This is a genomic window from Mesorhizobium sp. M0678, assembly GCF_040320505.1.
In the GTDB taxonomy this organism is placed as follows: Bacteria; Pseudomonadota; Alphaproteobacteria; order Rhizobiales; family Rhizobiaceae; genus Mesorhizobium.
This window is the reverse complement of record NZ_JAMYPT010000007.1, coordinates 222012-243742: the sequence shown is the minus strand read 5'-3', so window position 1 is coordinate 243742 and position 21731 is coordinate 222012. Positions and strand designations below refer to the sequence as shown.

The 21731-nt window shown below is 63.0% G+C and carries 18 protein-coding genes; 14 read left to right on the top strand and 4 right to left on the bottom strand.

Going from position 1 to position 21731, the window contains the following annotated elements:
• Nucleotides 1–70: 70 nt before the first annotated feature.
• The gene (gene mepK / locus NKI29_RS15765; RefSeq protein ID WP_352568127.1) at nucleotides 71–1924 is read right to left on the bottom strand and encodes a peptidoglycan L,D-endopeptidase MepK; all 1854 of its coding nucleotides are present in this window, start codon (nucleotides 1922–1924) and stop codon (nucleotides 71–73) included.
• 359 nt (nucleotides 1925–2283) lie between these two features.
• The gene (locus NKI29_RS15760; RefSeq protein ID WP_352568129.1) at nucleotides 2284–3861 is read right to left on the bottom strand and encodes a sigma-54-dependent transcriptional regulator; all 1578 of its coding nucleotides are present in this window, start codon (nucleotides 3859–3861) and stop codon (nucleotides 2284–2286) included.
• 152 nt (nucleotides 3862–4013) lie between these two features.
• On the opposite strand from NKI29_RS15760, the gene NKI29_RS15755 reads away from it, so the two are divergent.
• From NKI29_RS15755 to NKI29_RS15730, 6 genes are all read left to right on the top strand, one after another.
• Nucleotides 4014–5849, top strand: a complete 1836-nt coding sequence (locus NKI29_RS15755; RefSeq protein ID WP_352454076.1) for a M3 family oligoendopeptidase — start codon at nucleotides 4014–4016, stop codon at nucleotides 5847–5849.
• A 391-nt stretch (nucleotides 5850–6240) separates the two neighbouring features.
• The gene (locus NKI29_RS15750) at nucleotides 6241–7029 is read left to right on the top strand and encodes a helix-hairpin-helix domain-containing protein (RefSeq protein WP_352454075.1); all 789 of its coding nucleotides are present in this window, start codon (nucleotides 6241–6243) and stop codon (nucleotides 7027–7029) included.
• 155 nt (nucleotides 7030–7184) lie between these two features.
• A complete protein-coding gene (locus NKI29_RS15745) occupies nucleotides 7185–8336 on the top strand; it encodes an aminodeoxychorismate synthase component I (RefSeq protein ID WP_352454074.1) in 1152 nt (383 codons plus the stop codon).
• Nucleotides 8285–8947, top strand: a complete 663-nt coding sequence (locus tag NKI29_RS15740) for an aminotransferase class IV family protein (RefSeq protein WP_352568132.1) — start codon at nucleotides 8285–8287, stop codon at nucleotides 8945–8947. Before NKI29_RS15745 ends, NKI29_RS15740 begins: the two co-directional genes overlap by 52 nt.
• Before the next feature lie 17 nt (nucleotides 8948–8964).
• Nucleotides 8965–9252: a YciI family protein gene (locus NKI29_RS15735; protein WP_352454072.1), complete on the top strand. Its 288-nt coding sequence runs from the start codon at nucleotides 8965–8967 to the stop codon at nucleotides 9250–9252.
• Complete coding sequence (locus tag NKI29_RS15730) at nucleotides 9249–10187, top strand: heme-dependent oxidative N-demethylase family protein (RefSeq protein WP_352796650.1); 939 nt, start codon at nucleotides 9249–9251, stop codon at nucleotides 10185–10187. The genes NKI29_RS15735 and NKI29_RS15730 overlap by 4 nt, the downstream gene beginning before the upstream one ends.
• On the opposite strand, the gene NKI29_RS15725 is transcribed toward NKI29_RS15730, so the two are convergent.
• The gene (locus tag NKI29_RS15725; RefSeq protein WP_031194347.1) at nucleotides 10184–10627 is read right to left on the bottom strand and encodes a DUF6640 family protein; all 444 of its coding nucleotides are present in this window, start codon (nucleotides 10625–10627) and stop codon (nucleotides 10184–10186) included. The genes NKI29_RS15730 and NKI29_RS15725 overlap by 4 nt on opposite strands.
• A gap of 158 nt (nucleotides 10628–10785) precedes the next feature.
• Here NKI29_RS15725 and NKI29_RS15720 point away from each other — a divergent pair, with 158 nt between their 5' ends.
• The 7 genes from NKI29_RS15720 (at nucleotide 10786) to NKI29_RS15690 (ending at nucleotide 18680) form a co-directional block, all read left to right on the top strand.
• Nucleotides 10786–11187, top strand: coding sequence for a substrate-binding domain-containing protein (locus NKI29_RS15720; RefSeq protein WP_352796648.1), 402 nt, complete (start codon nucleotides 10786–10788; stop codon nucleotides 11185–11187).
• 497 nt (nucleotides 11188–11684) lie between these two features.
• Nucleotides 11685–13130: a homospermidine synthase gene (locus NKI29_RS15715; RefSeq protein WP_352568136.1), complete on the top strand. Its 1446-nt coding sequence runs from the start codon at nucleotides 11685–11687 to the stop codon at nucleotides 13128–13130.
• 186 nt (nucleotides 13131–13316) lie between these two features.
• Entirely contained in the window at nucleotides 13317–13691 is a 375-nt protein-coding gene (gene omp10, locus NKI29_RS15710; RefSeq protein WP_023720183.1) for an outer membrane lipoprotein Omp10, read from the top strand.
• A 189-nt stretch (nucleotides 13692–13880) separates the two neighbouring features.
• Nucleotides 13881–15908 carry a 5'-nucleotidase C-terminal domain-containing protein gene (locus NKI29_RS15705; protein ID WP_352796645.1) on the top strand — a complete coding sequence of 676 codons (2028 nt, stop codon included), beginning with the start codon at nucleotides 13881–13883 and terminating at the stop codon, nucleotides 15906–15908.
• A gap of 150 nt (nucleotides 15909–16058) precedes the next feature.
• Nucleotides 16059–17123: a ferrochelatase gene (gene hemH, locus NKI29_RS15700; RefSeq protein WP_352755008.1), complete on the top strand. Its 1065-nt coding sequence runs from the start codon at nucleotides 16059–16061 to the stop codon at nucleotides 17121–17123.
• A gap of 131 nt (nucleotides 17124–17254) precedes the next feature.
• Nucleotides 17255–18205, top strand: coding sequence for an SPFH domain-containing protein (locus NKI29_RS15695; protein WP_352568140.1), 951 nt, complete (start codon nucleotides 17255–17257; stop codon nucleotides 18203–18205).
• A 10-nt stretch (nucleotides 18206–18215) separates the two neighbouring features.
• A complete protein-coding gene (locus NKI29_RS15690) occupies nucleotides 18216–18680 on the top strand; it encodes an NfeD family protein (RefSeq protein WP_023675390.1) in 465 nt (154 codons plus the stop codon).
• Nucleotides 18681–18687: 7 nt separating this feature from the next.
• Here NKI29_RS15690 and NKI29_RS15685 read toward each other — a convergent pair whose 3' ends face one another.
• A complete protein-coding gene (locus tag NKI29_RS15685; RefSeq protein WP_023675389.1) occupies nucleotides 18688–19689 on the bottom strand; it encodes a KpsF/GutQ family sugar-phosphate isomerase in 1002 nt (333 codons plus the stop codon).
• A gap of 177 nt (nucleotides 19690–19866) precedes the next feature.
• Between NKI29_RS15685 and NKI29_RS15680 the strand changes: the two genes are divergently transcribed.
• On the top strand, nucleotides 19867–21606 hold the full coding sequence (locus NKI29_RS15680) for an outer membrane beta-barrel protein (protein WP_502896702.1): 1740 nt from the start codon (nucleotides 19867–19869) through the stop codon (nucleotides 21604–21606).
• Nucleotides 21607–21731: the final 125 nt, after the last annotated feature.

The following is a 21731-nucleotide window of genomic DNA, read 5'->3' as shown; positions in this document are numbered from 1 at the left end:
GGTTAGCATCCCTGGATGAAGGAAGCCAGTGCCGGCGGTGGAGGTAGCCGCGCGAGGTGCCCAGCGCGGCCTACTCGGTCTTGAAGCGGGCCACCGACATGAACTTGACGGCTTTGCCGGTGAACCGGTTTGCGTCGGCCATCTCGTTGCCCGGCTGGAAGCCTATCGTATAGACCTCGCTCGGTGCCGTACGGACGAAGTCGTAGGCGTAGCGCGGCGCCGTTGTCGCATCTGAAACAGTTGCGACATACTCACCGCTGTGCAGCGCCCACCGGGCGGACTGCGGCGCGGCGGCGACCACCACCGGCTTGGGGCCGGGCTTCAGGTCGCGGGCGGTGGCCCTGGGTTCCTTGCGTGTGGTCTTCACGCCTGCACCGATGACGGCGGCCGGATCGGAGCCTGCCGGGCGGGCAACGATGGCCTCGCGCGGCGATGCCCCGTCGCTCGATGCCCCGTCGTCGCTCGCCGGTTCCTCGAACACCGATGCTTGCTCGGAAAGCGACGCGACCTTGTATTCGTCGGTCGCGCTGACCCGTTCCAGAACGGCCTTGACCTCGTCGGGCTGGGAACTGTCGGGCCGCGCCGACGGCAATACCGAGAATGCGTCGGTGGCGGTGTTGCTCCGCTCGGCCGCACTCGCCAGCGCCAGCAACACTTGCTTGTCCTGCGGCGCAAGACCCACCGACGAAAGATCGGCCGGCAGCGAATGATTGGGCCGCCAGCTCGGCACGGGAATGTTGTTTGCCGCGACCTGCACCGGGCCGGCCGCAGCAGACGGGTCTGCTATGCCGAACGGAACATTTGCCGGCGCCACGCTTGCCGGCGCTTGCGCGGTCGCCACCGCCTGTTCAGTCGATCCAGCCGCATCCGCCACGCCGAACGGAACGTTTTCAGGCGGCTGGGCGCCGACGTCGGTCTTCGGACGCGGAGCAAAATCCGGCAGCGGAATGCTGCGGGCAGGCAATGCCGCGATGATCGTCTCCGGCGTGTCGTTCTCCGGTTCAGGCGCAGGCGCCGGAGCATCGGCGACTTCCGGAATCTGAGCGCGCTTGGCATCCTGAGGCGCCACGATGGCAATGCCAGGCAGGTTGCTGCTCTTGGCGGACGGCGCCGGCTTCACGTTACGGGGCTTTGGCGCCGGCTCGGCCATCGCCACATCGGCGCTGTCGTCCGCCTCGTCGTCGCCACCGCCGAAGAGGGCTGCCAGGAACCCACGGGATTTTTTGGCACCGCCGCTTGCGCTGGCGAGTTCGATGGCCGGTGCGCCGGCGCCCTTGCGGGCTTTGTAGGAGGCGAGCGCCTGTTGATAGCCAGGCAGCGGCTTGCCGTCGCTCGGCACATGCAGCGTCTTGCCGTTGGGGAACACGCGCGCCAGTTCCTGGCGGCTGATGCCGGGCCAGTGGCGTACATTGCCGACATCCATATGCACGAACGGCGAGCCGGAACTGGGATAGTAGCCGACGCCGCCGCCCTGCATCCTGAGGCCGACGTCGCGCAGCTTCTTCAGCGGCACGCCGGGAATATAGAAATCCATCGCCCTGCCGAGCATGTGCTGGCTTTTTTCGGCGACGCCCCTGCTGCGGCTGCGCAGCATCGAATTCGTGGCCGGCGAACGATAGCCGCAGACGACCTGGATGTAGTCGGTCGCGCCGCTCTCCCGATAGGCCTCCCAGACCAGGTCCAGCAGGCGCGGATCCATCTTGGTCGGCTCGTTGCGACGCCAGTCGCGCAGGATGATGTTGATCTTTCGCAAGCCCGCCTGGTCGTAGCGCCCGTTGCGCTTGTAGACGATCTCCGCCTTTTCATGCGTGTGGAGATGATAGAGCTTCAGCGAACGTGTCTCGGCGCTGGCGCCGGTTGCCGCTGCTGCAAGGAACCCGACGGCAACAATCACCGCTGCCAGCCATCTCGGCCAGACGCTCATGTGATAATGCCGCCCGTTTTTGTGTCGTTCGATTCTGTTCAAATCAAAAGGCCTTGCAGGCTGCCGTTTTGTCCCCGGATTTGACCAAACGGATGCGTGGTGTGTGCATCCGAATATCGATCCTAATGGTTAATCATCGCTTATTGAAGCCGAAATGCGGTAACACGGTGGCGATATCCCGCCAAAAATATTGCGCAGGATATCTTGGTAAACCGCTGGTTTAGATCATGTTTTGGCGCCAGCTCGAAACACGATCTGTTACCGTCCGCCTTAATACGTGAACACTGTGGCGAACACCTCGTTTCGAGGCGCAGTTGCGTGGAATGATGTCCGGATGAGAACCGGCTTGGCCCTGTGACTCAGGAAGCGAGCCGTTCGACGCGGCCGGTTTCCGGGTCGATGCCGTATTCCTTGAGCTTGCGGTAGAGCGTCGACCGGCCGATGCCGAGGCGGCGGGCGACTTCGCTCATCTGGCCGTTATAGTGATCGATGGCGAGCTTGATCATTTCGAGTTCGACGTCGGCCAGCGCACGCACATTGCCGCGCTCGTCGAGCGCCCGCAGCGTGCCGAAACGAGGCTTGGCTGGTGCATCGGCGTCGGCGGCTGCGATGCCGCCAGCGGCCGATATGTTGTCGCGCGGCTGGCTGCCCGAAGCCACTCCGGAAGCTGGCCACCCTGGAGTTGGCCCCCCTGAAGCTGGCCACCCTGGAGCTGGCAAGGCGATACCCGAATCGAGATTGACCGTGCCCTCGACTTGCGCCCGGATCTGCGGGAATTCTTCTTCGGTCAGCATGTCGCCGTCGGCGAGCACCGAAGCCCGGAAGACGGCGTTTTCGAGCTGCCTTATGTTGCCCGGCCAGTCATAGGCCTGCAGCATGGCAAGCGCCGCAGCCGAGATGCCTCGCAGGCGGTGGCGCGGATCGGCGGGCGCCACCTTCTCCATGAAGTGCTCAACCAGATACGGGATGTCGTCGCGACGGTCGCGCAATGGCGGCACGAAGATCGGATAGACGTTCAGCCGATAGAACAGGTCCTCGCGGAACTTGCCGTCCTTGACCTGCTGCAGCAGGTTGCGATGGGTTGCCGAGATCAGCCTGATGTCGACCCTGACGGTCGAGCGCCCGCCAACCGGATCGACCTCGCCGTCCTGTACGGCGCGCAACAGCTTGACCTGCACGTCGAGCGGCAGGTCGCCGATTTCGTCAAGGAACAGCGTGCCGGTGTGCGCTTCGACGAACTTGCCGGTATGTTTTTCGGTGGCGCCGGTGAACGAGCCCTTCTCGTGCCCGAACAGGATCGATTCGACCAGATTGTCGGGGATGGCGCCGCAATTGACGGTGACGAAGGGTTTCGAGCGGCGGTCGCCGCTGCCCTGGATGGCGCGCGCCACCAGTTCCTTGCCGACGCCGGATTCACCTTCGATCAGGATCGGAATGTTGGACGCCGCCGCCTTGCGGCCGAGCCGGATCACCCGATCCATCGCCGGACTGTGGGTGATCATGTCCTTGAACGTCAGATGGCCGCCGCGCTGCCGTGACGAGCGCTTCACTTCGCCTTCGAGCGCTTCGACCTTGAGGGCGTTGCCGATCGACGCCTGCAGCCTATCGGGGGAGGCCGGCTTGACGACGAAGTCGAAGGCGCCGTGACGCATTGCCGAAACGACGGTTTCGATGCCGCCCTGCGCGGTCTGCACGATGACGGGAATGTGGATGCCACGCTCGCGCATCGCCTTCAGCACGCCGATGCCGTCGAGCCCGGGCATCATAAGGTCGAGGATGACCACCGACACGTCGCGCGCATTGGGTCCGTCGACAAACTCGAGACCCGCCTCGCCGCCATCGGCGACGATCGCGGTGTGGCCGAATTTCGTCACCGCCGCCTCGAGAAGCCTGCGCTGCACGGGATCGTCATCGACTATGAGTATGGAAGCTGCCATGACTGATCCGACCGTGCCCGCCCGAGAATGCGCCCTATGGATCATCTTGGCACAGGGTTCTAAATAAGCTTTCAAAAAACCCGGTGAATGAATTCCTTAGGATTTGACCGGCTTCTCGTTTCCTCGAATTTTTGTGTCTGGAAGGATCGGCAATGCGCATGGTTTTTGCTCGAAAGCTGGCGGCGGCGCCCGGTCAGGGCGTGGCGGAGCTTGGCGACCTGCCGGAATGGAATCTGGCCGATCTCTATTCGGGCATGGAAGCGCCCGAGTTGAAGCGCGACATCGCCAAGGCCGCCGTCGATGCCATCGCCTTCGAGAGCCGTTGGAAAGGCACGCTCGCCGCCGAGGCCGGGCGTGGCAGCGCCGGCAGGCTTGGCGAGACGCTTCAGGCCTATGAAGCGCTGGAGGAGCTGATCGGCCGCATCGTCTCCTATGCCGGGCTTGTCTATGCCGGCAACACGTCGGATCCGCAGCGCGCCAAGCTCTATGGCGACATCCAGGAAAAGATGACCGATGCCAGCGCGCACCTGCTGTTTTTCGCGCTCGAGCTGAACCTCATCGACGATGGCGCGATCGAAAACGCACTCGCGGCCGATCCGGCCTTCGCCCATTACCGGCCCTGGGTGCTCGATCTGCGCAAGGACAAGCCCTATCAGCTCGAAGACCGCATCGAGCAGCTCTTCCATGAAAAATCGATCACCGGGCGCGGGGCCTGGAACCGCCTGTTCGACGAGACGATGACCGATTTGCGCTTCGACGTCGACGGCGAGGAGCTGACGCTGGAGCCGGCACTCAATCGCCTGCAGGACGCAGACAGCGAGGTGCGCCGCCGGGCGTCCGAGGCGCTGGCCACGACCTTCCGCAAGAATTTGCGCGTCTTTACGCTGGTCACCAACACGCTGGCCAAGGACAAGGAGATTTCTGACCGCTGGCGCGGCTTCGAGGACATTGCCGATTCCCGCCACCTCGCCAACCGCGTCGAACGCAGCGTGGTGGATGCACTCGCCGCCGCGGTTCGCGACGCCTATCCACGCCTGTCGCATCGCTATTACGCGATGAAGGCGCGCTGGCTCGGCATGGAGGTGATGAACCACTGGGACCGCAATGCGCCATTGCCCGAGACCCCGCAGGCAGTCATCGGCTGGGACGAGGCCAAGAACACCGTGCTTTCCGCCTACCAGCGCTTTTCGCCCGACATGGCGGAGATCGCCAGAACTTTCTTCGACCGCAACTGGATCGATGCACCGGTGAGACCCGGCAAGTCGCCTGGCGCCTTCGCGCATCCGACCGTGCCTTCGGCGCATCCCTATGTGCTGCTCAACTACATGGGCAAGCCGCGCGACGTGATGACGCTGGCGCACGAGCTCGGCCACGGCGTGCACCAGGTGCTGGCCGGCGGCCAGGGCGCCCTGATGGCATCGACGCCGCTGACGCTGGCCGAAACCGCATCGGTGTTCGGCGAAATGCTGACCTTCCGCTCGCTGCTCGAGCAGACCACCGACAAGCGCGAACGCAAGGCCATGCTCGCCCAGAAGGTCGAGGACATGATCAACACGGTCGTGCGCCAGATCGCCTTCTACGAGTTCGAGCGCAAAGTGCATGCCGAGCGCAGGAGCGGCGAACTGACCTCCGACAAGCTCGGCCAGTTCTGGTTGGAAGTGCAGGCGGAAAGCCTCGGGCCGGCGATCAAGCTGCGCGAAGGGTACGAGATTTTCTGGACCTATATCCCGCATTTCATCCACTCGCCTTTCTACGTCTATGCCTATGCATTCGGCGATTGCCTGGTGAACTCGCTCTACGCGGTCTACCAGAACGCCGAGCGCGGCTTTCAGGAGAAATATTTTGCCATGCTGCGCGCTGGCGGCACCAAGCATCATTCCGAGCTTCTGGCACCGTTCGGCCTCGACGCGGCCGACCCTGCCTTCTGGCAGATCGGGCTTGGCGTGATCAGCGGACTGATCGACGAGCTGGAAGCACTGGACAATTGATGCGCAACACTGGGTGATGCGCAACACCGGATGACCGGGTTTTCCAGAACAGTTTAGCTGCAATGCATATTGGCGATGGTTCTATTCTTGTCTTGGATATTTGTTCTTAAATAACTTTCCATGGAAGTTTTCCGTTAGATTCCCGTAAGCTGTATGATAGCGTCCGCCCTCAAGCTCAGCCGGGCACGAATGGATCCGGTCGGAAAATCCCGACCGGTCATGGCGTGTCGGCGGATGCGACAACGGTTGTTGGCCAGGGGCAAACCGGTCGCCGACAGCTCGATCGAAGCCGGCTGTTCTGCAAATTGCGGAACCACCATCGAATGGTCCTTCGCCGAGGTCATGGCTCCACAGGCCAGGGCGGACGGATCGGACTGGAGAGAGAAAGACAATGGGCACTTTTTTCTACATGCTCCTGGCGTTCCTGGTAGGTGTGTTGGTTGGCTGGTTCATTTGGGGACGCCTGCGTGGCGAACTCGACAGTTTGCGCGGCGATCTAGACCGCACGCGCAGCGAACGCGACAGATTGCGGGCCGATAGCGACCGTCTGACCGGTGAGTTGGATGCATGCGGCCGCGCCCGCGCCGATCTCGAACGCCGGCTGGGCGAGGCGAAAACCACCCAGGCGCCAACCGCGAAGGCGGCAACAGCCAAGGCGCCAGCCGCCAAGACCGGCGCGACCAAAGCCGCGATGCAGGCGCCGTCAACGCTGATGTCGACATCCGCACCGGCTAAACCGGCGCCGAAGAAATCTGCAACGGCGAAGGCCGCGACCGCGCCACGCGCAAGTGCCGCGAAAACGGCAACGCCGAAACCGCCTGCATCGAAAGCGAGCGCCGCGCCGACGACCGCGCCAGCGGCAAGCAAGGCTGCGCCGGCGGCAAAGAAAGCCGCGACCGGCAAGGCAACAGCCACCGCGGCAGGCAAAGCCAACGATCTGCGTCGCCTGATCGGCATCGGCCCCACCAACGAGCGGCTGCTCAAAGGGCTTGGGGTCACGACCTATGCCCAGATCGCCGCCTGGACGCCCGACGATGTCAAGCGGATCGAGGCGACGTTGAATTTCGACGGCCGTATCGAACGTGAACGCTGGATCGAGCAGGCGAAACTGCTTGCCGCCGGCGACGAAAAGGAATTTGCGCGCCGCTTCCCGACCGCGGGAGAAGCCAGCAACACCTGATCCATCGCAGGCGGCATCTGGAACAAGGCGGCGCCCTCTGGCGCCGCATTTGTTTTTGCCGCCGCGCCTTTGCGTCTTGAGACGCCGCTCCCTCGATTGCACACGGTCGAGCCCCCATATAGATCGATCGCTGGTGACCGCAGCATCCGAGCCTTATGTCCCTGCCCCTGCCCTTTGCAATTTTCAGGAACGACGAGACCGCGCGGCAGCTCGTTTTCGACCGGCCGGCCGAGATAATCGCAGCGCATGGCGAGGCGGACTTTTTGCCTGCCCTGGAAGCCGCGCAGGTAGCACATGACGGCGGCAAATGGCTGGCCGGTTATTTCTCCTACGAGGCCGGTTACCTGCTCGAACCCAAGCTCGTTCCGCTGCTGCCGGCCGGCCGCCGCGCCCCGCTTTTCTGCCTCGGCGTGTTCGACGCGCCAGTCGAGGAGACGATCGCGCCAGGCGATCTGCCGGCTAGCAACGGCCCAATCTTCGACGCCAAGGCAGCCTGGTCTTCGGACGACTACGCCAAACGCTTTGCCAGGCTGCATGACCATATTCGCAAGGGCGACTGCTACCAGGGCAATCTGACCTTTCCGGTCCGCGCGCAATGGTCGGGCGATCCGCTGGCCGCCTTCAACGCGCTGACCGAACGCCAGCCGGTGAAGTATGGCGCGCTGGTCGCGCTCGGCGATCCGATCGTCTTGTCGCGTTCGCCCGAACTGTTCTTCGAGGTGGACGCGGAAGGCATGATCGAGACGCATCCAATGAAAGGCACCGCGCCGCGCGGCGCCACCAAGGCCGAGGACGATCGCCTGAAAGCGTTCTTGCGCAACGACGAGAAGAACCAGGCCGAGAACCGGATGATCGTCGATCTCCTGCGCAACGACATCTCACTGATCAGCGAGGTTGGCACGCTCGATGTGCCGGAGCTTTTTCGCATCGAGAGCTACCCGACGGTCCACCAGATGGTGAGCCGCGTGCGGGCAAAACTTTTGCCCGGCCTCGCCATCCGCCAGATTTTCGCCGCGCTGTTCCCCTGCGGTTCGATTACCGGCGCGCCGAAGATCCGCGCCATGGAGATCCTGCGCGAGCTGGAAGGTGGCCCGCGTGACGTCTATTGCGGCGCCATAGGCTGGATCGCGCCCGGCGGCCGGATGCGCTTTTCGGTGGCGATACGCACCATCTCGCTCTTTGCCAATGGCGAGGCGGTCTACAATGTCGGCGGTGGCGTCGTCTTCGATTCGACAGCCGAAGAGGAGTACCAGGAGTGTCTGCTGAAAGCCCGTTTCGCGACGGGAACACTGCCGATTTCGAACTGATCGAAACAATGCGCTGGGAACCCGGCTCGGGTTTCGTCCGTTTCGACCGCCATCTCGCGCGGCTTTACGGTTCGGCAAGCGAACTCGGCTTCGCCTGCGACCCGCAAAGGGTCGGCGAAGCGCTGATGAATGCGGTCGGCCGCCAGCACATCGCATTGCGCACTCGCCTCGTCCTGTCGCGCAAGGGCGAAGTGGCGGTGTCGGTGCAGCCCTACGAGCCGCTCGCCGCAGACAAGGTCTGGACCCTGCAGCTGGCGCGCGTGCGGCTTGATTCGAGCGACATGCTGCTGCGCCACAAGACCAGCGGCCGACAAACCTATACGCGCGCCCGCGCCGAATATCTCGCCAGCCGCGCCAACGAGGTGCTGCTCGCCAATGAGCGCGGCGAAATCTGCGAGGGCACGATCACCAACGTCTTTGCCGATTTCGGCGACGGCGTGCTGGCCACGCCGCGGCTCGATTGCGGCCTGCTGCCTGGCGTCCTGCGCGGCGAACTGCTGGATCAAGGCCGCGCCGGTGAAGCGGTCTACACGTGGAACGAACTGCAATCGGCCAAGGCGCTGTTCGTCGGCAACTCGCTGCGCGGATTGATCCCGGCGCGGCTGGGCTGAAGCATCTGGAGACAACAATGTTCGTGGTTTCGCTGAACTACAAGGTGCCGCTGACCGAGATCGACTGCCTGCAGCAAGCGCATGTCGAGTGGCTGAAGGCCTGCTATGCGCAAGGTATCTTTGTCGCCTCCGGGCCAAAGCGGCCAAGGACCGGCGGCATCATCATCGCGCGCGGTCCACGCGAGGAGCTCGATGCCAGACTGGCGGACGATCCCTTCGCCAAGGCAGGTGCCGCCGATTACGAAATCACCGAATTCACGGCGAGAATGGCCGCTGCCGCACTGGAAGCCTACAAAGAGGCATGAGTTTCCGCCCACCGACCCACACACCCTATGACGGCTCGTCGAAACTGTTCACCATCGGGCTGAAGCCGCTCAATCTCGATAGATGGATCGAGGTCGACGAATATCTGCTGCCCTATCTTGCCGAGAAATGCCGGCTTTACGCGGAAATTCCCGACAAGGTTTTTGTCGAGGAGCAAGCAACGCGCGACGCCCAGCGCGAAGTGCTCGATCTGGTCGGTGCGCATCTGGCGGCGAACTTTCCTGAGACCCACAGGCGTACCGCCGACGGGATCGAGGTGATCGGCGGCACCGACGATCTCGAAGGCTCGGGCACCGCAGCTTCTTTCAGCGATGCGCCGCTTGCCGCGGCGTCGTTGCTCGTCCAGGAAGATTTGATCCTGATGCGCCGCGACGACAGCGGCTGGCGTCTGGCGGCCGGCTCGCTCTGCTTCCCCTCGTCATGGTCGCTGATCGAAAAATTCGGCAAGCCGCTGCAGCAGATCCACGCGCCGGTACCGGGTTTCGGCCCGGGCACACGCCCGGCCGATCTCATCAACCGCATGTTCGACGGCCTCCAGGGCCAAGCCGTCGAGCGCTACAACTGGTCGATCCAGGCGGGCGACGCGCTCTACCATCCGCTCTCCAACCTCGAACGCATCGACCGCGCCAGCTGTCGCCCGTCGAGATTCCCGGATGGCGACATCGACGCCCATGCCTTTATCCGCGTCGAACGGCAGACGCTGAGAAAGCTCCCCGTTTCGGGCGACGTACTCTTCACCATCCGCATCCATCTCGACCCGCTCGCCGTGCTGGAACGCCACCCCGACCGCGCGGCGCTCGCGGCGTCCTTGGCCGAACAACTTCTGGCGCTGGACGAGGCACAACTCGACTACAAGGGGATGACCGCCGACCGTGACCGGCTGGTCGCGTGGCTCAGGGCGCTAGTGCTGTCCTAAATCGCGGCCAGGCCCAGCAGCAGGATCGCGGACATTGCGGTAAAGACGGTGACGTTGACATCCCACCGCCAGCCCGCCGGTCCAAACGGCGGCCGGAACGGCGGATAGCCGTTCTCGTCATACAGCACGCCACCGTAGATCGGCCGCGAGAGCATGGCCGCGAAGAATGCTCCATACATAGCCGCGGCCAATCCCCCGGCGAGATAGAGCCGCTCGGCTTCGAGTTGTCCCTTGATCCAGATAAGTCCGAGCGCAATCAGCGCCACTCCGGTGTAGCTCAGCACCTGCCAGACGACATGAAACCGGGCGTGTGGGGTCCACAACGGATTGGTTGCATGTGTGGCGTTCAAGTCGGCTTTGATCGTCGCTACACCGTAACCCACAGTCGCGACGCTTAGCAGAATTCGAGCAAGCAGATGACTGTCATAAGCGAGTTCCATCGCATTTTCCTCCCCTCACGCCGGAACGACTTGAATGGCACCCTGGGCACAGAAGAGCTGCCCATCGGCCAGCCGCGCATAATTATGGACGATCCCCTGCCATCCTTTCGGTGCGACGGACTCCCGGCCCACCGATTGTCCACGTGCCCGGACAGGCAATGCGCCCGCTTCTGGCCGGCTTCCCGCTCGACGATGAAAGGCTCGACGGTTTCAAACAGGGTTTGGCGGAGGCGAATTTGTCGATCGACGATGTCCCGATCCTCGAGACGATCCCAGGCGAGCCATCTGCCGGAGCAGTGGTGTTCGACAGGGCGCCTGAAGCAACCGCGATCCTGACCATGTCGGATTGGCAGGCGATCACAATACTGGACGAGGCGGTTCGCCGCGGCATCGGCGTGCCGGGCCACGTATCGGTCGTTGGCTTCGATGGGACTGCTGAATTCGCACGCACCACGCCTCCGATGACCACTGTGGCGCAAGACGTGATCGGAAAAGGCAGGCTTGCCGCCCGAATGGTTATTGACAATGAAGCCCCCCCCGCCAGGTCGTTCTGCCGGTAGAACTGGTGGTTCGAGCCTCCACAGCCGCGCCGAGGGCAAAAATCCGCTGAAACGCGCGGATGCGCCATCCGCATCTGGGGCGGCGCTGGCAGCGTCTTTTCGCTGAGCAGCGTCTGGCACTGAACGGGGCACAACTTGACTATAAGGGCCTGACAGCCGACCGTGACTGTCGGCGGAAGACAACTGTAACTTGTGGCTTGGGGGAACAATGATCCAGCATCTTGGCAGGCCGGTCACGTTCATGGCCGCGATCCTGGTACTGTCGATAGCAGCTGAGGCGGAGCCGAGGCCTGCGCCGACGATCTGCTGGACCTGCCGGTCTCCGAGGCACGTGACCTCTTCAAGCCTGAATTCGCAAGACTGGTCGAGCCGTAGCCGGGATGGCGCGGTGTAACGCCGGCCGTCCGCTTTTCGCTTTATTGTGACAATGATCTATGGTTTGTCGCGCCGCGGCCAAGCCGCTGTTCCGAAGCGTTTTTTGAGGGAGTAATCGATAAATGGCGAATGAAAACTGGCCCGTTTACGGTGAGATCACCGGCCCTGTCGTGATGATCGGCTTCGGCTCGATCGGACGGGGAACGCTGCCGCTGATCGAGCGCCATTTCAAATTCGACAAGTCGCGCATGACGGTCATCGACCCGCGCGACGCCGACCGCAAATTGCTTGACGAGCGCGGAATCACTTTCATGCAGGATGCAGTGACCAAAAAGAACTACAAGAAGCTGCTGACACCGCTTTTGACCAATGGCGGCGGCCAGGGCTTTTGCGTCAACCTGTCGGTCGACACTTCCTCGCTCGAGTTGATGAAGCTCTGCCGCAAGCTTGGTGTCCTCTATATCGACACGGTGGTCGAGCCCTGGCTCGGCTTTTATTTCGACGAAAAGGCCGACAACGCCTCACGCACCAACTATGCGCTGCGCGAGACCGTACGTACTGAAATCGCGAAGAGCCCGGGCGGCACCACGGCGATCTCGTGCTGCGGCGCCAATCCGGGCATGGTCTCGTGGTTCGTCAAGCAGGCACTGGTCAATCTCGCCACAGATCTTGGCTTCGACTTCTCGGAACCCGCGCAGCACGATCGCGAAGGCTGGGCCAGGCTGATGAAGAAGGCCGGCGTCAAGGGCATCCATATCGCCGAGCGCGACACCCAGCGCACCAAGAAGCCCAAGCCGATGAACGTGTTCTGGAACACCTGGTCGGTCGAAGGCTTCATTTCGGAAGGGCTGCAGCCGGCCGAGCTCGGCTGGGGCACGCATGAGGCGTGGATGCCGAAGAACGCCAAAAGCCACAAGAACGGTTCGAAGGCCGCTATCTATCTGGAGCAGCCCGGCGCCAATACACGCGTGCGCACATGGTGTCCGACGCCCGGCCCGCAATACGGTTTCCTGGTGACACACAACGAAGCGATCTCGATCGCCGATTTTTTCACCTTGCGCGGCAAGAAGGGCAAGGTGCAATACCGGCCGACCTGCCATTACGCCTATCATCCCTGCAACGACGCAGTGCTGTCGCTGCACGAGATGTTCGGTGTCGCCGGCAAGGCTCAGCCCGTGCATCACGTGCTCGACGAAAATGAACTGGTCGATGGCGTCGACGAACTCGGCGTGCTGCTCTACGGCCACGCCAAGAACGCCTACTGGTACGGCTCGCAGCTATCGCTGGCCGAGGCGCGCAAGCTGGCGCCCTATCAGAATGCTACGGGCATGCAGGTCACGTCGGCGGTGCTGGCCGGCATGGTCTGGGCGCTGGAAAATCCCGAGGCCGGCATCGTCGAAGCCGACGAGATGGATTACAAGCGCTGCCTCGACGTGCAGAACCCATATCTCGGGCCGGTCAGGAGCTATTATACCGACTGGACACCGCTCGACAATCGGCCTGGTCTGTTTCCCGAGGATCTCGACACCAAAGACCCGTGGCAATTCCGCAACATCCTCGTTCGATAGCAGCGTTGCCTCGACACTCCGCCAGCTTGCAATCGCCCGGAAATCGGGCGATTGAAGAGGGGCGGCCTAGAGCGACGTGCGTCCATTTGGACGCACAAAGTACGCTCTAGCACTTTGAATGTGCGCATCGTGCTTTCCGAAAATCGGATCGATTTTGGGCCGATGCGAGAGGAGAGGATCTTGAAGATGACGATTGCGCAAAGACTGCTTTCGGCTGGCATTGCCGCGGCCGCTACGGTCGCGTTGGCGGCCTGCACGACAACCGGCCCAGGCGAGCCGCCGGTGATCACCGCCAAAGGGGTTGAAGGCTCCTGGATCGACGCGCAGGGCACGGGCTTGTCCACCTTCAAGGGCGGCAGCTTCGCGACCGTCGCAACCGACACCGGCCAGAAGCTTGCCGATGGCAGCTACACCATGACCGGCGGCACCTCGGTCGAGATCCATGGCACTTCGCTGATCCGCCAGACGCCAATCAGCTTCAACTGCTTGATGGTCTCCACCAGCCAGCTCAATTGCACCAGCGCGAGCGGACAGAATTTTGTGCTGACCAGGCGCACCTGAAATCCGATTCCGAATTTACTTTGCACAAGGGCGGCGGCTTCAAGCCGCCGTCTTCTTGCGCCGGCAAAGCTGATGCCGATTTCAGCTTGCATCGACTGAAACGCGATGTGAACATGGCCTGAGAGGGCTGTTACATCCCAGTCAAACAAGAGCGTTAACGCCACTGGTCAAGTCACCCGGGAGACGAGAATGAAGAAGATTGCTGCCATCGCCGCGCTGTCGGCATCGGCGCTTGGCCTGTCGGCTGGGGTATCCTTTGCCGACTACACGCTCAACATCCTGCACATCAACGACTGGCACAGCCGCATCGAGAGCAACAACAAGTACGAATCGACCTGCTCGGCCGAGGAGGAGACCAAGGGCGAATGCGTCGGCGGTGCCGCCCGCCTGGTCACCGCGATTGCGCAGGAGCGCAAGAAGCTGGAGGGCCAGAACGTGCTGCTGCTCAGCGCCGGCGACAATTTCCAGGGCTCGCTCTTCTACACGACCTACAAGGGCAAGACCGAGGGCGAATTCCTCAACCAGATGAAATTCGACGCCGAGGCGCTTGGCAACCATGAGTTCGACGATGGCGAGTCGGCGCTGGTGCCGTTCCTCGACATGATCAAGTTTCCGGTGCTCGGCGCCAATGTGAAGGCCAATGCGCAATCCAAGCTCGGCGACCGCGTCAAGCCGTCGATCGTGGTCGAGGTCGGCGGCCAGAAGATCGGCATTGTCGGCGCGGTCACCAACGACACGCCGGAGCTTGCCTCGCCTGGCCCGAACATCGCCATTGAAGATGACGTCAAGTCGATCACCGCCGAGGTCGAGAAACTGAAGCGAGAGGGCGTCAACAAGATCATCGCGGTCACCCATATCGGCTACAAGCGCGAGCGCGACGTGATCGCCAATATCCCGGGCATCGACGTGGTGGTCGGCGGCCACAGCCATTCGCTGCTGTCCAACACCGACCCCAAGGCGGAAGGCCCATATCCGACGATGGTCGACAATCCGGACGGTTACAAAGTGCCTGTCGTGCAGGCGGCGTCCTATTCGAAATATCTCGGCGAGTTCAAGGTCGTGTTCGACGACAACGGCGTCGTCAAGGAGGCAAGCGGCGATCCCATCCATCTCGACAAATCGATCACGCCCGACCCCGCCGTGCTTGCTCGCATCAAGGAACTCGGCGCGCCGATCGAGGCCTTGAAGAACAAGGAAGTCGCCGAGACCACCAAGGCGATCGACGGCAGTCGCGAAAACTGCCGCGCCCGCGAATGCGAGATGGGCAATCTGGTCTCCGACGCCGTCCTCGACCGGGTCAAGGGCCAAGGTGTCGAGATCGTCATCTCGAATGGCGGCGGCTTGCGCGCCTCCATCGACCAGGGCACCGTCACCATGGGCGAGGTTCTCACCGTCCTGCCGTTTCAGAACACGGTGGCGACCTTCCAGATCTCCGGCAAGGATTTGGTTGCCGGCCTCGAAAGCGGCCTCAGCCAGGTCGAGGACGGCGCCGGGCGCTTCCCGCAGGTTGCCGGCCTGAAATATGCGTTCGACAAATCGGCGCCGCCTAACGGACGCGTCAAATCGGTCGAGGTCATGGAAGGCGGCGCCTGGACGCCGATTAAGCCGGACAAGGATTACCTGGTCGCCACCAACAACTATGTCCGCCAGGGCGGCGACGGCTACAAGGTGTTCGCCGAGAAGGCCAAGAACGCTTATGATTACGGCCCGGGGCTGGAACAGGTCGTCGCCGACTACCTAGGCGCGCACCGGCCCTATACGCCGAAGCTCGACGGCCGCATCACCGAGATCGCCGCGACCGTGGCCCCGGCCGCAGAACCTGCCAACCCTGCCGAACCGCCAAAGCCTGCTGAGGCTGCGCCGGCAAAGCCTGCTGAGCCGGCAATGCCCGAAATGCCGGCCGGCTCTGGCGACATTTCCAAAACACCACCGGCCGTCCCGGCTGAAACAGCGCCGGCACCCGCACCCGCCGAGCCGGCCCAGCCGGCGGCACCTGCGGCTCCGGCCACACCGGCTCCGGCGACCCCTGCTCCGGCTGAGCCGGCACCGGCCGAAAGCAGCCATGTAATCGTCGCCGGCGATACCTATTGGGATCTCGCGGTGAAGGCTTATGGCGACGGCACCAAATGGAAAATAATCTCCGATGCCAACAAAGCCTACGAGCCACGCCGCCTTCCGGTCGGCGCAACCTTGACGATCCCGGCGGCCTCGAAGTAATCCAGCCGCAGGAACGCAATGCACCCGCCCGGCAGACCGGGCGGGTGTTGCATTTCTGGGATAAGGTGCGGCCAGACGCAGCATTTGAAAACCGGCGCGGCATCGCTACTTTCGCCGCGGCACCGTTGGTTTGCGGTGTTGGAGAACCTCATGACGCTTGCCAACCCTGCTGAAATCAAAGCCGAGAAGACTGCCGCCTCGCCGTCGGCAGGGCGCCCTCTGGTCAGGACCGGCAAGGTCGGCGTCATGCTGATCAATCTCGGCACCCCGGACGGCACCGACTTCAAGCCGATGTGGCGCTACCTCCGGGAGTTCCTGTCCGATCCGCGCGTCATCGAGCTCAACAAGGCGATCTGGTATCCGATCCTCTACGGCGTGGTCCTCACCACCCGGCCGAAGAAATCAGGGGCCAACTATGCCAGGATATGGAACCGGGAGCGCAACGAGTCGCCGCTGCGAACCTACACCCGCGCCCAGGCCGAGAAGCTCGGGCTCGCGCTCGGCGAGCTACCCAATGTCGTCGTCGACTGGGCGATGCGCTACGGCAACCCTTCGACCGAGAGCGTGGCCGAGAGACTGGTCGAGCAAGGCTGCGACCGCATCCTGTCTTTCCCGCTCTATCCGCAATATTCGGCGACGACGACTGCGACTGCCAACGACCAGCTGTTTCGCGCGCTGATGAAGATGCGCCGCGCCCCGGCCATTCGCAGCGTGCCACCCTATTACAACGAGCCGGCCTATATCGAGGCGCTCGCCCGTTCGATCGAAAAGCATCTGGCGAGCCTCGACTTCGAACCGGAAATTGTCATCGCTTCCTATCACGGCATTCCGAAACCCTATTCCGACAAGGGCGACCCCTACCAGGCCCATTGCCTCGAGACGACCCGACTGCTGCGCGAAAAGCTCGGCTGGGATGAAAACAAGCTGATTACCACCTTCCAGTCGCGCTTCGGCGCGCAGGAGTGGCTGCAGCCCTACACCGACAAGACGGTCGAAAGACTAGGGCGCGAAGGCGTGAAATCGGTCGCCATCGTCAATCCAGGATTTTCCGTCGACTGCATCGAGACGCTGGACGAGATCGGCAGGGAAGCGTCCGAGACCTTCCATCATGCCGGCGGCAAAAAGTTCGCACACATCCCTTGCCTCAACGACAGTGCCGAGGGCATGGCGGTGATCGAGGCGATGGTGCGGCGCGAGCTGTCCGGCTGGGCCTGAACAGATCACCCGTCTATGCACCCGCAATCCGTGATCACCTGATTGTAACATTGCTGAAACACACTTAAGTGTTTGATGGGAATCGGTCGCGTGGAATATCCAACATGGCCGGCCTTTGAGGGGAGAGCCAAATGGGTTTCAGTGGTTTTGATATCGCGCTTCTTGTTCTTGTCGCCCTTGTCGTGCTGGTGCTTATCAAGGGCATCCGAACAATTCCGCAAGGCTATAATTATACCGTCGAACGTTTTGGCCGTTACACCAAGACATTGAACCCAGGCCTCAACCTGATCGTGCCTTTCGTCGACCGTGTCGGCGCCAAGATGAACATGATGGAGCAGGTGCTCGACGTTCCGACGCAGGAGATCATCACCCGCGACAATGCCACCGTTGCCGTCGATGGCATCGCCTTCTATCAGGTGCTCAACGCGGCGCAGGCCGCCTACCAGGTCTCCGGCCTGCAGAATGCGATTCTCAATCTCACGATGACCAACATCCGCACCGTGATGGGCTCGATGGACCTCGACGAACTTTTGTCGAACCGCGACGCCATCAACGAGCGCCTGCTGCGCGTCGTTGACGAGGCGGCGCATCCCTGGGGCATCAAGATCACTCGTGTCGAGATCAAGGACATCAACCCGCCGGCCAATCTCGTCGAATCGATGGGCCGACAGATGATGGCCGAGCGCAATAAGCGCGCGCAGATCCTCGCCGCCGAAGGCCTCAAGCAATCGCAGATCCTGGAGGCCGAAGGCCGCAAGGAAGCCGCCTTCCGCGATGCCGAGGCGCGCGAGCGCTCGGCCGAGGCTGAAGCACGCGCCACGCAGGTGGTGTCGGAGGCGATTTCCAAAGGCGACGTGCAGGCGCTCAACTACTTCGTCGCGCTGAAATACACCGAAGCGCTGACCAAGATCGGCTCAGCGACAAATAGCAAGCTCGTGCTGATGCCGATGGAGGCCTCATCGCTGATCGGCACGCTCGGCGGTATTGGCGAAATCGCCAAGGAAGTTTTCCGAAGCGAAGGCACCGCCGGTGCCGCACGACAGGCCGCCCGCCCGCCGGTCGTTCGTCCGAGCGAAACCTGAGGCCACAGCCATGCTCGACCGCATTGTTTCCGAACTCGGCCCGTGGAGCTGGATGGTCCTCGGCTTCGTCCTGCTGGTAATGGAGGTCATCGCGCCGGGCATTTTCATGCTGTGGATCGGCATTGCCGCGCTGTTGATCGGCGTCGTCTCACTGCTCATCTGGGATGCCGGTTTCTGGACCTGGCAAGTCCAGGTCCTCGCCTTCCTCGCGCTGTCGCTGGTCTCGGCCTATGTCGGCAAGCGGCTGGTGGGCGGGCGCCATGATGAAACCGACCAGCCCCTTCTCAACCGTCGCGGCGCACAGATGGTCGGCCGGACGGCGACCCTTGCCGAGCCGATCAAGGACGGGCGCGGCCGCGTAAAGCTGGGCGACACGTTGTGGCGCGTCTCCGGCCCTGACCTGCCGGCCGGAACGCAAGTGCGCGTGACGGGCGCCGCTGATACCGACCTGGAACTGACGGTCGAGGCGGTCTAGAAGCCCGCTAGGCAGCACCGATGCGCAGCAGGTCGTGCAGATGGACGAGCCCGATCGGCCGCCTGCCTTCGACCACCATCAGGCTGGTGATAGCCGAGTCGTTGATCGTCTGCAGCGCCGTCGCAACAAGCGTGTCGGGCGCGGCCATTTTCGGCTCTCTGGTCATCACCTGATCGACGCTCATTGCCAGGAGATCGCTGCCGATATGGCGCCTGATGTCGCCATCGGTGATGATGCCGATCAGCTTGCCGTCCGCGGCAGTCACGGCCACGCAGCCAAACCCCTTGCGCGACAATTCGAGGATTGCCTCGCGCATGCCGGTACCTGACGACACCAGCGGCAGCCTGTCGCCGACATGCATGATCTCGCGGATCTGCGTCAGGTTGGCTCCGAGCTGGCCGCCGGGATGGAACGTGCGGAAATGGTCCGGGGTGAAGCCGCGTGCCTCGAGGAGCGCGATGGCCAGCGCATCGCCCATCACCATTTGCAATAGTGTCGAGGTCGTCGGCGCAAGCCCGTGCGGGCAGGCTTCCGGTGCTCGCGGCAGCAGAAGCACAACGTCGGCCGCGCGCGCCAGAGCCGATTTTTCACCCGCGGTGACCGCGACCAGCGGGATCGAGAAGCGCCTCGAATAGGCGATGATGCCCTTGAGCTCAAGGCTTTCGCCCGACCACGAAAGCGCGATTATGGCGTCGTTTCTGGCGATCATGCCAAGGTCGCCGTGATTGGCTTCGGCAGGGTGGACGAAGAAGGCCGGCGTGCCGGTCGAGGCGAGCGTTGCGGCGATCTTCGAGCCGATATGGCCGCTTTTGCCGACCCCGGTGACGATGACGCGGCCATCGATCTGCGACACCATGCCGACGGCTCGTGCGAACGGCTCGGCCAGCCCGTTTTCGAGAGCGTCTGCCAGTGCCGCGACGCCGGCCTGCTCCGTCGCCACGGTTCTCAGCGCCGAGGCAATCGCGGCCTGCCCGTCATGCCGCTTCCTGTCTGGGGATTTCACGTCCATGGACGATGCGATTAGCGCTTCGGCGCGCGCCTGTCCAACGGAATTGCCGTCCCGAACCTCCTGACGGGCCATGCCTCAACGCTCCGTTAACCATCCCCATTTACGGTTTCGTAAGTATGGCGCGCGTGCGCCGCGCAAGCAGTGGTGCCGATGTCCGGGTTTCAGCCTCAAAACAAAATGGGACGAAAGGGCAAGGCGGTCTGCGCTTTGCTGCTGGCAACCAGTGTCTTTGCGTTGTCGCGGCCGGCACTGCTTTGCGCCCAGGAAACCGAGCTGCGCGGCGAGGTTTCGGAATCGACAATCCTGGACGACCAGCAGTACAAGATCAGGCAATCGAGCATAGCCGGAACCCAAGCCGCGCAGGCTGCTGCAACCGCCAACGACAATACGCCGCTGCCTACCTATCGCCCGGCCAGCCAAGGGGCGTTGCCTGACGACGGCACGGGCGAGGCGGCCAAAACCGGCGGCACTTTCGATCAACCAGCGGCCATCGGCGATCCATTTCCCGACAACCCTGCTCCGCCCCCCCGACGGCGGCCAAGCGCGACGCAACGCGCCGCCAATGCGGCCAACGCCGAAGACGAGACCGCTGACAGCCAGAAGCGCAAGAGAACCGCGACTGCAGCCGCGGCGGCGACCGACGACACCGATACCGCCGCCATAGACGAGCAGGATACGGTCAACCGCCGTGCCGTCACCATCGATTCCGCCGAGAGGCTCAAGCTCGACCCTGGCGCCGAGCGCACCGAAGCCATCGAAGGCCAGGACAACAAGAACGAGGACGACCCGTTCGCCGCCACCGGCATCAAGCTCGGCTCCTTCGTGATCCGGCCGACGCTCGAGCAAGGCCTGACGTCTTCGACAAACGCCGATTCGAGCAGCCTCGGCAAGCCGGCCTTGCTGTCGGAAACGACGCTGCGCTTCAACGCCGTCTCCGACTGGCGGGAGAATTCGGCGACGGTTGAGGGCTATGGCATCTTCCGCGAAACCTTGTCCGGCTATGACATTCACGAGGCGCAAGGCCGCGTCGACGGCACACTCAACATCGATCTCGACAATGATCTGCGCGCCATCGCCAAGCTGGGCTATGAGGCCTTGCCCGAATCGGCCTCGGCGCCGGACGCGGTCGTCGGCGCCGTTGGCCAGCCGGTGCGCCAGACCGTGAACGGCAGTCTCGCCGTCGAGAAGGATGCCGGCAAAATGCGCTTCGCGCTGACTGGCGCGGTCGAGCACGACATCTTTGGCGACGCCAAGCTTTCGTCGGGCGGATCGCTGTCGCAGAAGGGCCGCGACTCGACGCTCTACACGGCCATTTTGCGTACCGGTTACGAGATCTCGCCTGCCATCACCCCGTTCACCGAAATCGAGATCGGCCGGCGCGCTTATGATTTGCGCGTCGATCCAAACGGCTTCCAGCGCTCCTCGACCAGGCTTGGCGCACGGGCCGGCGTCGAGCTCGATCTCCGCGAGAAGCTTAGCGGCGAGTTCTCGGTCGGCTGGCTGCGCGAAGCTATCGACGACGATGCCCTGCCGGCTATTTCGGGCGCGACGGTCAATGCCGATCTCAAATGGTCGCCGGAACGCGGCACCACGATCGGGCTCACCGCACAGACGACCGCCGAGAACACGACGAATGCGGGCGAAAGCGGCGACATGCTCTATTCCGGCAGCCTCACCGGCGAGCGGCAGATCCGCGCCAACCTGACCGGAAATGCCGCTCTCGGCCTTGAATGGCGCGACTATACCGGCTCCGACGATCATGATTTGACGCTGAGCGCCGAGGCTGGGCTGACGTGGTGGCTGAACCGCTACACCGGGCTCACCACCCGCGCCAGGACTGAAAAACTGACCAGCAACCTGGTTGGGCGCGACTACACGGCCAACAGTATCTTCGTCGGCTTGAAGTTGCAGCGCTAAATGCATGTCGCGCAAAAGTGTGCAGCGGTTTTGCGATAACGACTTGCGTAAAACAAGAACCTAAAGCGCGTCGCATGAGGCCGGTCGAACGCGGCGCGCTTTAGCCGATCAGCGCGGCAACCGGT